This is a genomic window from Xenorhabdus miraniensis (assembly GCF_002632615.1).
Map to the genome: position 1 here is coordinate 155,064 of NZ_NITZ01000002.1, position 13,149 is coordinate 168,212.

Consider the following 13,149-nt stretch of genomic DNA (forward strand, 5'->3'; position numbering starts at 1 on the left):
CCCGACATTTCAACTCCATGAAAAAGTTGTGCTTTGATGGGCGAAAACAGCGGAAGGAATAAGCATGTCAGAGCAAGCCATTGTTTGGGATCTGCCTTTGATCCAAAAATACAACTATTCAGGGCCTCGTTATACTTCATATCCAACAGCCCTGGAGTTTAACCAGCAGTACGATGATTCTGCTTTTTTTCAGGCTGCTGCCCGTTATCCCAATCGACCGCTTTCCCTCTATATTCATATCCCGTTCTGCCATAAGCTGTGTTATTTCTGCGGCTGCAATAAGCTGGTCACTCGCCAAAAGCACAAAGCGGATGAATATCTGAATGTGCTGGAAAAAGAGATTGCGTCACGGGCTGAATTATTTTCCCGGCGGAAAGTCAGCCAGATGCACTGGGGCGGAGGTACGCCGACTTATCTGGATAAGGCGCAGATCAGCCGATTGATGTCGATATTGCGTAGCCATTTCCATTTTCTGCCCGATGCTGAGCTTTCCATTGAAATTGATCCGCGAGAAATTGAGCTTGATGTGATTGACCATCTGCGCCATGAAGGTTTTAACCGCCTTAGCATGGGGGTGCAGGATTTTAATAAAGACGTACAGCGTTTGGTGAATCGCGAGCAGGATGAAGAATTTATTTTTGAACTGGTCAGCCGAGCCCGTGAAATCGGTTTCACATCCACCAGCATTGATTTGATTTACGGCTTGCCGAAGCAAATTCCAGAGAGCTTTGCTTTCACATTGCAGCGCGTGTTGGCGTTGTCGCCTGATCGCCTGAGTGTATTCAACTATGCACACTTACCAAATTTATTTGCGGCGCAGCGTAAGATCAAGGATCAGGACTTACCGACAGCGACTCAAAAGCTGGATATTTTGCAGGAAACGATTTCAACCCTGACAAATAACGGGTATCAATTTATTGGCATGGATCACTTTGCCCGCCCCGATGATGAATTGGCGATTGCCCAGCGAAAAGGTGTTTTACACCGTAATTTTCAGGGGTACACCACGCAGGGAGAATGCGATTTACTTGGCATGGGCGTCTCGGCCATCAGTATGTTAGGAGACAGCTATGCCCAGAACCAGAAAGATCTGAAAACCTACTATGCAGCAGTCGAATCACAAGAGCATGCCTTATGGCGTGGTTTGATACTGACGCCGGATGATTGTATTCGCCGTGATGTGATCAAGGCGCTGATTTGTAATTTCCGGCTGAACTTTGCGGAGATCGAGCAAAATTATGGGCTGAATTTCGCTGATTATTTTGCCGAAGACCTGCAATTGTTAGCCCCATTGGCGGAAGATGGGCTAGTTAAAGTGACGGAATCGCAGATTCAGGTATCCCCAAAAGGGCGCTTACTGATCCGTAATATTTGCATGTGTTTTGATAGCTACCTGCGTAACCAGATGCGCCAGCGGCAGTTTTCGCGGGTGATATGAATATCAGTGCCTAGTGATGGGGTTGAACATGTTGCTATTTTGTACTAGAATTAGATCGTATTCAGCGTGAGCTGCGACTGCTAACAGTAATGTAATCTGTTACTGAAGTGGTGCTGATATGCCGCCAATGTTAATTGGTCTCTCGACGAGGTTAGCTTTCAACCTGACAGTCACTTGGGATAGCAAAACGATTTGCGAAGAGGCGCAGTAGATTATATTAGTAAGTTATGTTAAAGCCCGGCGAATATCCGGGCTTTAACATATCTATTAGCTTATCAAATAATTCCAGTCATTTTTTAGCATATCTCCTAATATCAACATAAATCTTCGTGATTCCTTTTTTAACTGAATATTAAAAGGCTCATTATTTCTATAGTGTGCTGTTTCAATATGTAGGAATAAATTTTCTTTTTTTACCTTGAGCTTCATGATGATATAGATCCCTCTATGTGGATTATTCTTATCCTTTTCTTCTAACCTGATTAGCTTTCCTTTTAATCTGCTTTCTCTACATATTTTATATGATATGTTTACGATAACCTCTAATAGAATGAAGGTATATTTGTATCTCAATTGATCAAAAGCACGATGTTCTTTGGTTACCCCATTCTCATATTCCGTTATTAAAATGGTTTTATTTTCATTGTGTTGTATGGCTTTAGTGTAACAATGATGACTAAATATAACTCTTGCATATACTTCTCCTTTTATTTTTTTCTTTAGGCCATCGTTGTATTCATATTTAATTTTTATTGTCTTAGGTGCCATATGGGAAAGATCGAATGATTCTTTTGTTTCAGGATGAATATAAGTTCTATTGCAATAGAACTGTTCATTCCACTTGTATGTTTTGTGGATCAAAGTATAACCCTCTTTCATTTTTACTTATTGAATATAATTAATTTTATTCTCATCTTCAAATTATTTATATTTTACATTGTTTATTAAAATAAAGAGGTAATTTAGATATGTAGGTTGTTATCTTAATTGTTTTTATATTGATACTTTATCTGATAAGCAGTAATCATAGTTATCCTTACCTTAATCTGTGAAATAATATTCATCTTATATCTGAGGAATGTGAGCAATTAGGAAAGGGGGAAGCGGCAATATTGGCATTTATCTTTCTTTAGTATAGACAGAATCCATGCCAATATAGCATCCACAATACTATTCCAACCCCAACTCCTTCAATTTCCGCGTTATTGTATTCCTTCCCCAACCCAGTAAACGGGCGGCTTCCTGTTTATGGCCATTTGTATATTCCAGCGCGCAATTAAGCAAAGTGCGTTCCAGCAATGGCAGAGCATCGGAAAGAAGATCGGTTTTTCCCTCTTTTAGCGCATGTTGCGCCCATGCGGCTAACAAATGTGACCAATTTTCAGGTGCGGCAGAGTGAGAAACAGGCGTATTTCCTGTTTGTTCTGTAGTTTGATTTCCAATCAGATCAGCAGGCAAATCCTGTACCAACACTTCCTTACTGGCAGCCATGACGGTCAGCCAGCGGCAGACGTTTTCCAACTGACGCACATTTCCTGACCACGGCAGGCGCATCAAAGCAAGCTCAGTATTAGGATGCAGTACCTTAGCTTCAACACCCAGTTCTATCGCGGTTTGTTGCAGGAAATGGTGGGCCAGGCGAGGAATATCTTCCACTCTGTCCCGCAAGGGTGGCAACTGAACACGGATAACATTCAGCCGATGGTAGAGATCTTCCCGAAACTTACCTTCCGCAACACGTTGTTCGAGATTCTGGTGAGTCGCCGCAATAATACGAACATCAACCTTCACGGGCGCATAACCGCCGACCCGATAGAATTGCCCCTCAGCCAAAACGCGCAATAAACGGGTTTGGATATCCAGTGGCATATCACCGATTTCATCCAAAAACAGCGAACCGCCATTAGCTTGTTCAAAACGCCCGTGACGCACTTGATTAGCGCCTGTAAAAGCGCCTTTTTCATGACCAAACAATTCAGATTCAATCAAATCTTTCGGGATCGCCGCCATATTCAGGGCAATAAACGGCGCAGAAGCACGTGGGCTGTGGCGGTGCAGGGCATGGGCAACCAGCTCTTTTCCTGTGCCGGACTCCCCATTGATTAATACACTGATGGAAGAGCGGGAAAGCCGGCCGATAATCCGGTATACCTCCTGCATAGAGGGGGCTTCTCCGATTATATCTGAAACGGATGCCGCCACTTGCGGGTTGGCGGAGGATTGATGTTGTTCGCGATAGTGATTCAGCGCCCGCTCAACCAGCGCGACGGTTTCATCAATATCGAAGGGTTTTGGCAGATAATCGAACGCACCATGTTGATAGGCACTGACGGCGGCATCCAGATCAGAATGGGCGGTCATGATGATGACCGGAAGCTGTGGATGGCTCTGTTTTATCTGACTAAGCAGGCTCAGCCCGTCGAAACCGGGCATGCGGATATCTGACAGAAGTACTTCAGGACAATCCTGTGAAAGTGCAGCCAGCACAGTATCGGCATTTTCAAAACTGGTGCACGCCATCCCCGCGCCACTCAGCGCCCGTTCCAGTACCCAACGGATAGAACTATCGTCATCAACAACCCAGACTTTTCCTCGTTGCATTGTTACCCTCTGCTTTTTGAGCGGTTATTTCTTGATAGGCAGGTAAATGGAAAATTCCGTATGCCCCGGCCAACTGGTGAATTCGATTTTGCCAGCATGTTGGTCGATAAGATTACGGGCGATGGACAGCCCAAGTCCAGTGCCGCCTTTATGCCCGCTGACCATAGGGTAAAACAGCGTATCCTGAATATTGGGCGGAACGCCAGGTCCGTCATCTTTAATATCAATTCTGGCAGCCAGACGGTAACGCTCACCCTGCAAGGTAACCTGGAATGCGGTTCGCGTTCTCAGTGTGATAGTGCCCCCTTTTTCCCCCAGTGCCTGTAGCGCATTGCGAGTGATATTCAGTAACACCTGCTCAATTTGGTCAGGATAGTGAGCCAGTTCTGGCAGACTGGGATCATAATCTTTGTTCAGCGTGACATTGGAGGGCATTTCCAGCGCAACCAATTGATAAACGCGCTCGACGACATGATGGATACTCTGACTGGTTTGAGCACCCGGATGCTGTGGCCCCAATAAGCGATCAACAAGGCCGCGTAGCCTGTCGGCTTGTTCAATAATCACTTGGGTATATTCCCGCAAGGCAGGATCGGGTAACGCCTTGGCAAGTAATTGTGCGGCTCCCCGCAGTCCTCCAAGGGGATTTTTTATTTCATGTGCCAGCCCCCGAACCAATTCCCGCGCAGCCGCCTGCTGTGCTTGTTGAATCTGCTCTTGGCTTAAACGGCGTTGACTATCCATAGGCGCCAGTTCCAGCAGGATAAACTGTTCGGAAATTGGTTGGGCACTGAGCGACATCACATGAGAGTGATTGTTGATCACCAGAATGACTTCGTTATCGGTAAAACCATGTCCGTTGATCAAGCTGGCACGCATCAATCCTGTATCCAGAGAAATATAGCCAAACAGAATGGGAAGAGGCGTACCAAATAATTTACGTGTACTTTGTGCCAAAAGCTGCATAGCGGAATGATTGGCATAGTGGATAATCAAATCATTATCCAGCACCAATACGCTGTTTATCAGTGAGTCGAGAATTTGCTCTGCTTTGGGTAAATCAGCCATCGTCATTCAATCTCTGCACGTTTTTGGTGCATTGTAGCTTATTTCAGCATAACTCAATGAGTTCCTTTGCTCAGTATGTAAAAGGGCCCATCCTAAGATGGGCCAAAAGTTTCACGGCAACAAAAAAGGAACAACAGCAATGCCATCAAGCACGCTATAAAGCATTACACGCTGTAATACAGTTCAAACTCCAGAGGATGTGGAGTCATGCGAACGCGTTCAATTTCACCATTCAATAAGTTGATATAAGCATCAATTGAATCATCAGTGAAAACACCGGCACGCGTCAGGAATTCGCGGTCTGCATCCAGAGCAGCCAGAGCTTCTTCCAGAGAAGAGGCTACAGTTGGGATCTCCTGCGCTTCTTCTGCTGGCAGGTCATACAAGTTCTTATCCATCGCATCGCCCGGATGAATTTTGTTGATGATACCGTCCAGACCCGCCATCAACAGGGCAGAGAAAGCCAGATAAGGGTTAGCCGCAGGATCAGGGAAACGCACTTCAATACGGCGGGCTTTAGTACTGGACACAACCGGAATACGGATAGAAGCAGAACGGTTGCGGGCAGAATAAGCCAGCATGACCGGGGCTTCAAAACCAGGCACCAGACGCTTGTACGAGTTGGTTGTCGGGTTGGTAAAGGCATTCAATGCGCGGGCATGTTTGATGATACCGCCGATATAGTACAGGGCCATCTCGGACAAACCACCGTATTTGTCACCAGCAAACAGATTGGTGCCATTTTTGGACAGCGACATATGGCAGTGCATACCAGAGCCGTTATCTCCCACCAGCGGTTTTGGCATAAATGTTGCGGTCTTGCCAAATTTATGGGCCACATTATGCACCACATACTTATAAATCTGAGTCTCATCCGCTTTTTTGGTCATCGTATTAAAGCGGGTGGCAACTTCGTTTTGTCCGGCAGTCGCAACTTCATGGTGGTGAGCTTCAACCACCAGCCCCATTTTTTCCATTGTCAGACACATAGCTGAACGCAGATCTTGGGAAGAATCGACTGGTGGAACAGGGAAATAGCCCCCTTTAATGCCGGGACGATGGCCTTTGTTACCGGCTTCATAACGTGTACCGCTGTTCCATGCTGCTTCGGTATCATCAATATGGTAATAAGAACCAGAGATGGAACTACCAAAACGGATATCATCGAACAGGAAAAATTCGGGTTCTGGCCCAAATAGCACCGTATCTGCAATATCGCTTGCTCGTAAGAAATCTTCCGCGCGTTTTGCAATAGAGCGAGGGTCGCGGTCATAACCTTGCATGGTGCCGGGTTCCAGAATATCGCAGCGCAGAATGAGGGTGGCATCATTAAAGAATGGGTCAAGCATTGCAGTGCTTGGATCCGGCATTAACACCATGTCGGATTCATTGATGCCTTTCCAGCCACCGATAGATGAACCATCAAACATTTTGCCATCTTCAAAGAAATCCTCATCAACTTGGTGGGCAGGAATGGTGATATGTTGCTCTTTACCTTTAGTATCAGTAAAACGTAAGTCAATAAATTTCACCTGATGTTCTTCAATCATGGACAAAACATGTTCAACGGACATACTAAGCTCTCCTGGTTTACGTCGGCTGGATAAAACGATGCAAGGAATGCAGTTTTATCTTGCAATTTCAATTTCTATTGCAAAAAAAGAATGCGAAAAGTGTGCCAACTTTTCAAAAGTGCTTAATATCAATGAATAAATTTTTTGGTGGTGAAATGTGAACAAATAAACAGCACTTTTTAGATATAATTGCACTAAATTAGGGATAAGCAAGCACGAGGGTGCACCATAATGGTGAATGTCAGGTATTGCAGCAGGCGCAATTAAAAAGGCAATAGCTCAGGAACGAAATCACCCTAAGAGGCCGTTTCCCATCCGGCGTCATACAGTAATTATGGGGAGTTCTGATCGTATATGATCTGAGAAGAAAAGAAATATCAGTAATAGCCGGAGAAGCTGAAGTATTACCAAAAAAGAAAAAGCACCGAAGCTACGAGCGTTCAGTGCTTTATATACCTGAAAAATAGTATAATGATTTTGATTATCTCCCATCAGGGAGAGGATTTTTTGGAATCAAAATCTGACATAAGGCTTGTTATCTCAGAAGAATTCGTTGGTTTTTTAAAATCTACTCGCTTTTCAGCCAGAACGGGTTCGTCGTTTCCAATAGAGAGTGAAACCAACACGCCATTGTATTCCTTAGTACTACTCAATATGGCCGTTAATTCCCCATTAGGGCCGGTTGTCGTACCTTGCGGTTGCAGGTTGAGCCCATCATGTTTCTGAGGTTGTTTTATACGCCACTGTATCTGGGGAATTGGCTGACCCCTCACAAGGCCGTTGCGATCCTTAATAACTGCCGTGTAGGTATAGGGACCCTCGCCTGCCGCTGAAGCCCCGTCAGAAGTGACCTTAATATCCCCGTCAATATAGTAATTTAGGGGGTCATCAGGATCAATAAAGCTAACTTCGCGCTGTGCATGAACAGGTATATGCTCTCCAATGGCGAGTGAAACCCACACATCTATTACAGAAACGGTACTCGTCAAGGTGGCTTGCAATTTTCCTTCTCCATCCGTTCTGACATCGCCATTTTGTGCGTGCAACTTGACTCCTTTAAAAACACCTTCGCTATCGTTAGACCACTCCACATTAGGAATTATCGTGTTTCTCAACGGATTTTTATTGCTATCCAGAACAACCGCAGTGTATTTGTAGTGGGCTTTAGGATCCCTCGGATTTTGTGTTCCATGAGGAGGATCAACTTCAACTATTTCCACATGATAATTTGCAGGCTTGTCATTAAAGCTGACTTGTCCCACCAATTGCTGAGGTTGCCCATCCATTTGCAGGTAAACTTTGACATCTTTTTGTATCTTAGAACTGGCTAAGACAAGTTTGTGTTTGAACTGTCCATTTTCATCAACTTCAATAGAGGTTGGGTTTCCCCAATCAATAAATTGCAGTCCCGAATTTGAACCTATTGGAGGGTCTGTTATCCACTTAACATCATTAATTGTGACATTTTTTATTGGAGCACCGTTTTCCGTATCAAAGGTAATGACCGGATTAAAAGTATATCCGTCCTCTTTATTACCCGTATCTGGTAATGGCCCTGTTGGAGTGAAGTTGGCTTCTTCCCGCTTTTTCACCATAAAGGGCCGGACGACCACATTCATCTGAACCGGCGCTAATTTTCGGTTATTTTCCAATTCAGCAATGGCAGAAATTTGATAGTTATTGTTTTGATTAGAGGAATACCTAGGGAGTGTGATCTGAATTGATTCCCCTGCTTTAGTAGGAATCAGCCCACCATTTTCTTTAAATCCTTCGCTTACATCCCAATGAATATGTTTGACAGAGGAATTGGAAGATAACGTTGCCGTAATATTTTTATATTCCTGGCTATATCCGATGAGTGTTTTAGGTAAGGACAGTTGTGAGTCTGATATTTTCTGATGATCAAGAACAATATTATTATTTCTTTCTACTAAATCATAACGGCTTCCCGCCAATGTGCGCATTGAAGCCACATTTTCTGGTGATAATTGCACGTCAAGAGGGACGCCCAATTTATAGTTCAAATTTGCCAAAAATTGCGTTTCTGTATGACCACTTTCTCCCTGTTTATAATCCACTCCCATTGTCACAAGTGGGATCGGGGTATAATTCAAGCCAACTTTCGCAAGAACAGGATTTTTCTGTTTGGTATCACGGTTGAATAAGGCAACGTTATCACCAAAATATTGTTCATAAGACAGTTTAGCCCCCAGATTAGGGTAAGTAGGGAGGAAAAACTCTCCGTTAATATCATAACCATTAGCAGGGCGTTCATAGTGATCTTTGACATTCCGCGATTTCTGCCAGTCGCTCAGGCGATAGTAAGTATTAGCGGAGAGTTTAATGTAATCACTCCAAATTTCTCCTCCCAATCCCAAACGCTGGTTTTTACCAGTCAAGTCATGGTCATAAAACGTATTTAGGCCATACATCCAATTATTGTCAAAGTAACGCCCCCCTAACCCTGCATTAATTGTATTGCGGCTATCTTTGTGACGATAACCTAACTGAGAGAAAAACAACCAGTCTGTTTTGTTGTCATAAAGTGGTATTAATAGATCGAGAGAGTTATTTTCCAGACTGCCTTTTTTATCCAATCCAAAGTTAATTCTGGCGCTACCAAACTGTGATAACCATTTTTGAGCTTCAGAAGATACTGTGTTATTAAATTTACCCAAGGCATAGGATTTCGCCTGTTCCGCTAATTCCGAAGGAGACGATGATAGAATGTTACCTGTAGTTTGGATATTTTGGGTGAGCACATTAGGTGCATTATCTTCTGAGGTATCAAGTTTTTTTTGTGAATCGTTTTCTTCATTGGTTGTTGAGTTTAAAAACTTTTTACCTGATTTCTTAACCAGAAGCCCTGCACTTTCTTTCTGATTATTTGTTTTCCCTGTTATTACATTACCTTCTGCAAAGGCATTCGTTATTGTGGAAGGTATCAGTAATGTATAAAGAAGAACAAAAAAACCAATGATTTTACTAATATATGATAACATATATAAGTACCTCAAAAAGTTATAAAAATGTAATTTAGTGTTGCTAATAGACCCATTTTTATCCCAATATATCTCATGGTTGCCTAATGAAAAATGAGACTATCCTCCTGATTACCTAGATTAGGAAATATTTCCACCTCTATCATGAAATATAGTTATCAGCTGATAACTGGTTGTTATTTTGCGATTTTTAAAGGTGATTTTATCTTCTACTTCGAAACTAGCAGGGAAGGCTATGGGGATATGGACTCTGATATCTGGTTATTGCAATTGTGACTTATCCAAATTGTTGTCTTTATTTTCCACTCTATACCTCGAGTGATTTTATTTAATTATTACAGAATGTATATAGATGAACTGACTGTTATTTTTTTTATTGTCACCTTTGTTTGAGATAAAAGTGGTAACCTGAAAAAATAACCACTAAAGTCGCTCTTATTATTTATCGCGATAAATAAAAATCAAACAGCACGAAGACAAAATAATACTAATATATAATACTAATCTCATGAGTAACTAAGGAGAGCAGAACACGTTAACCAGGCTGTCAGGCAGGTTCATCCACCAGATTTATCTTCTTTACAGGCAAGTCCCCAAAGTGATGTATTTCACATTTATTTCACTCTGTAGCTATAACGTGTAAAATAGCAGCATATTTGTGTTAGATGAATACAGCGGCGTACTGCCACGCTGCATCCATGTAATATTCCTTTAAATAGTAAAAACGGTAAAAATACTTGTCAATTAATAACTTAAGAAATATCGCCATCATCGCTCACGTCGACCATGGCAAAACCACGCTGGTTGATAAACTTCTGCAACAGTCCGGTACTTTCGGTGAGCGTGCTGCAACTACTGAGCGCGTGATGGATTCCAATGACTTGGAAAAAGAACGTGGTATCACTATCCTTGCAAAAAACACTGCTATTAAATGGAATGATTACCGCATCAATATCGTAGATACCCCAGGCCACGCCGACTTTGGTGGTGAAGTTGAGCGTGTAATGTCGATGGTAGACAGTGTTCTGCTGCTGGTTGATGCGATGGATGGCCCAATGCCACAGACTCGCTTCGTAACCCAGAAAGCTTTTGCTCACGGTTTGAAGCCTATCGTGGTTATCAATAAAGTTGACCGTCCTGGCGCACGTCCTGATTGGGTTGTGGATCAGGTATTTGACCTGTTTGTCAACCTGGGTGCAACAGATGAGCAGCTCGATTTCCCAATCGTTTATGCTTCTGCATTGATGGGTATTGCGGGTAACGATCATACTGAAATGGCTGAAGATATGACTCCGTTGTATCAGGCTATTGTTGAGCATGTTGAGCCACCTAAGGTTGACCTTGATGGCCCATTCCAGATGCAGATTTCTCAGCTGGATTACAACAACTATGTTGGTGTTATCGGCATTGGCCGTATCAAGCGTGGTACGGTGAAACCAAACCAAAACATTACCCTTATCGACAGCGAAGGCAAAACTCGCAATGGTAAAGTGGGTAAAGTGTTCAGCCATCTGGGACTGGATCGCATTGAGTCTGATAAGGTGGAAGCGGGTGATATCATCGCGATTACTGGTTTGGGCGATCTGAACATCTCCGATACCCTGTGTGAAGTCAATGCGGTTGAAGCATTGCCAGCGCTGGCGGTGGATGAACCTACTGTAAGCATGTACTTCTGTGTAAATACCTCTCCGTTCTGTGGTCGTGAAGGTAAGTATGTGACTTCTCGCCAGATCCTTGATCGCCTGAAAAAAGAGCTGGTTCACAACGTTGCACTGCGTGTTGAAGAAACTGAAGATCCAGATGCCTTCCGTGTATCTGGTCGTGGTGAGCTGCACTTGTCTGTTCTGATCGAGAACATGCGTCGTGAAGGCTTCGAAATGGGCGTTTCCCGTCCAAAAGTTATTTTCCGCGAAATTGATGGCCGCAAACAGGAGCCATTCGAGCAGGTAACTCTGGATATCGAAGAGCAGCATCAGGGTGACGTGATGCAGGGGCTGGGTGAGCGTAAAGGCGAAATGCGTGACATGTTGCCAGATGGCAAAGGCCGTGTCCGTCTGGATTACGTGATCCCAAGCCGTGGTCTGATTGGCTTCCGTACTGAATTCATGACCATGACTTCCGGTACTGGTCTGCTGTACGCAACATTCAGCCACTATGACGACATCCGTCCGGGTGAGATTGGCCGCCGTCTGAATGGTGTACTGATTTCCAACGGTCAGGGCAAAGCCGTTGCTTACGCACTGTATGGCTTGCAGGAGCGTGGTAAGTTGTTCCTTGGTCACGGTACTGAAGTGTATGAAGGCCAAATCATCGGTATTCACTCACGCTCTAATGACCTGACCGTTAACTGTCTGACTGGTAAGAAACTGACTAACGTGCGTGCGTCAGGAACCGATGAAGCGACAACACTGTCCCCACATATCAAGAAAACGTTGGAACAGGCGCTGGAGTTTATCGATGACGACGAACTGGTTGAAGTTACTCCGCAGTCAATTCGTCTGCGTAAGCGTCATTTGACTGAAAACGATCGTCGTCGCGCAAGTCGTAGCAAAGAAGTTTAATTTCTTGGCGACACATTACGTGTGACCGATTAAAGGCAAATAGCTTAGGGTGTTTCGGCACCCTGAGTTTTTTATAATATCCCACAGTATCCTCTCTGCCATCCATTGCTGGTAAATCCGTCTGTACAACGAGTCAGGGCTTCGGTTGCGACTCATTAAATTCAACAACCCTTCGACAAAAAGCAATTTGCTTATTTTTTTGTCTGCTCACCCTTTTTTCTTAACAAGATTATGATAAAAGTACCAAACAATAAGCATCAGTCAGGAGGGATTATGCTGTATATTTTCGATATGGGTAATGTGATTATTGATATTGATTTTAAAAGGGTACTGGCTGTCTGGAGTAATTTGAGTGGAACGCCACTGGCAACACTGACACCGAAATTTTCATTGGGTGAACTCTTTGAAAAACACGAGTGTGGGCAAATCAGTGACAGGCAATTTGCAGAAATGATATGCGATGAAATGGAAGTTTCGCTCAGTTTTGAACAGTTTGAAGAAGGCTGGAATGCGGTTTTTATTGGTGTCAGGCAAGAAGTCATTGAATTAATGAATAAATTGCGTGCTCAAGAGCATCGTGTGGTTGTACTGTCAAATACAAATCGTCTGCATTTTAATTACTGGCCTGTGCATTACCCAGAGATTGCAGCATCAACGGATTTCCTTTATTTATCTCAAGATCTCGGTATGCGTAAACCGAATCCTGACGTTTTTAAATATGTGCTGGAAACTGAGAATGTGACGGCAGAGCAAGCGGTGTTCTTTGATGATGTTTTTGACAACGTTGAAGCTGCGAGAAAATCAGGTATCAATGCAATTCATGTGACTGACAGGAACGTAGTTCCTGAGTATTTTAAAAGGCATGATTTTTCACTTCCCACAGACACTTAATATCTTTCGCTTAT

Annotated in this window: 8 protein-coding genes; 3 read left to right on the forward strand and 5 right to left on the reverse strand. The window is 43.5% G+C overall.

Going from position 1 to position 13,149, the window contains the following annotated elements:
- Positions 1–64: 64 nt before the first annotated feature.
- Positions 65–1,438: an oxygen-independent coproporphyrinogen III oxidase gene (hemN, locus tag Xmir_RS02670; protein WP_099112909.1), complete on the forward strand. Its 1,374-nt coding sequence runs from the start codon at positions 65–67 to the stop codon at positions 1,436–1,438.
- A 267-nt stretch (positions 1,439–1,705) separates the two neighbouring features.
- Here hemN and Xmir_RS02675 read toward each other — a convergent pair whose 3' ends face one another.
- The 5 genes from Xmir_RS02675 to Xmir_RS02695 form a co-directional block, all read right to left on the reverse strand.
- Positions 1,706–2,317: a hypothetical protein gene (locus tag Xmir_RS02675; protein ID WP_099112910.1), complete on the reverse strand. Its 612-nt coding sequence runs from the start codon at positions 2,315–2,317 to the stop codon at positions 1,706–1,708.
- A gap of 291 nt (positions 2,318–2,608) precedes the next feature.
- Entirely contained in the window at positions 2,609–4,039 is a 1,431-nt protein-coding gene (gene glnG, locus Xmir_RS02680; RefSeq protein ID WP_099112911.1) for a nitrogen regulation protein NR(I), read from the reverse strand.
- Positions 4,040–4,063: 24 nt separating this feature from the next.
- Positions 4,064–5,113 carry a nitrogen regulation protein NR(II) gene (gene glnL / locus Xmir_RS02685; RefSeq protein WP_099112912.1) on the reverse strand — a complete coding sequence of 350 codons (1,050 nt, stop codon included), beginning with the start codon at positions 5,111–5,113 and terminating at the stop codon, positions 4,064–4,066.
- A 158-nt stretch (positions 5,114–5,271) separates the two neighbouring features.
- The gene (gene glnA, locus Xmir_RS02690) at positions 5,272–6,681 is read right to left on the reverse strand and encodes a glutamate--ammonia ligase (RefSeq protein WP_099112913.1); all 1,410 of its coding nucleotides are present in this window, start codon (positions 6,679–6,681) and stop codon (positions 5,272–5,274) included.
- A gap of 491 nt (positions 6,682–7,172) precedes the next feature.
- On the reverse strand, positions 7,173–9,683 hold the full coding sequence (locus tag Xmir_RS02695; protein WP_099112914.1) for an inverse autotransporter beta domain-containing protein: 2,511 nt from the start codon (positions 9,681–9,683) through the stop codon (positions 7,173–7,175).
- A 737-nt stretch (positions 9,684–10,420) separates the two neighbouring features.
- On the opposite strand from Xmir_RS02695, the gene typA reads away from it, so the two are divergent.
- Together typA and yihX are read left to right on the forward strand one after the other, a co-directional pair.
- Positions 10,421–12,244, forward strand: a complete 1,824-nt coding sequence (gene typA, locus Xmir_RS02700) for a ribosome-dependent GTPase TypA (RefSeq protein WP_099112915.1) — start codon at positions 10,421–10,423, stop codon at positions 12,242–12,244.
- A 273-nt stretch (positions 12,245–12,517) separates the two neighbouring features.
- Complete coding sequence (gene yihX / locus Xmir_RS02705) at positions 12,518–13,135, forward strand: glucose-1-phosphatase (RefSeq protein WP_099112916.1); 618 nt, start codon at positions 12,518–12,520, stop codon at positions 13,133–13,135.
- The last annotated feature ends 14 nt before the right edge of the window (positions 13,136–13,149 follow it).

Coding starts and splice junctions, on each gene's coding strand:
- hemN (WP_099112909.1), top strand. CDS start 65: ATGTCAGAGCAAGCCATTGTTTGGGATCTGCCTTTGATCCAAAAATAC.
- Xmir_RS02675 (WP_099112910.1), bottom strand. CDS start 2,317: ATGAAAGAGGGTTATACTTTGATCCACAAAACATACAAGTGGAATGAA.
- glnG (WP_099112911.1), bottom strand. CDS start 4,039: ATGCAACGAGGAAAAGTCTGGGTTGTTGATGACGATAGTTCTATCCGT.
- glnL (WP_099112912.1), bottom strand. CDS start 5,113: ATGACGATGGCTGATTTACCCAAAGCAGAGCAAATTCTCGACTCACTG.
- glnA (WP_099112913.1), bottom strand. CDS start 6,681: ATGTCCGTTGAACATGTTTTGTCCATGATTGAAGAACATCAGGTGAAA.
- Xmir_RS02695 (WP_099112914.1), bottom strand. CDS start 9,683: ATGTTATCATATATTAGTAAAATCATTGGTTTTTTTGTTCTTCTTTAT.
- yihX (WP_099112916.1), top strand. CDS start 12,518: ATGCTGTATATTTTCGATATGGGTAATGTGATTATTGATATTGATTTT.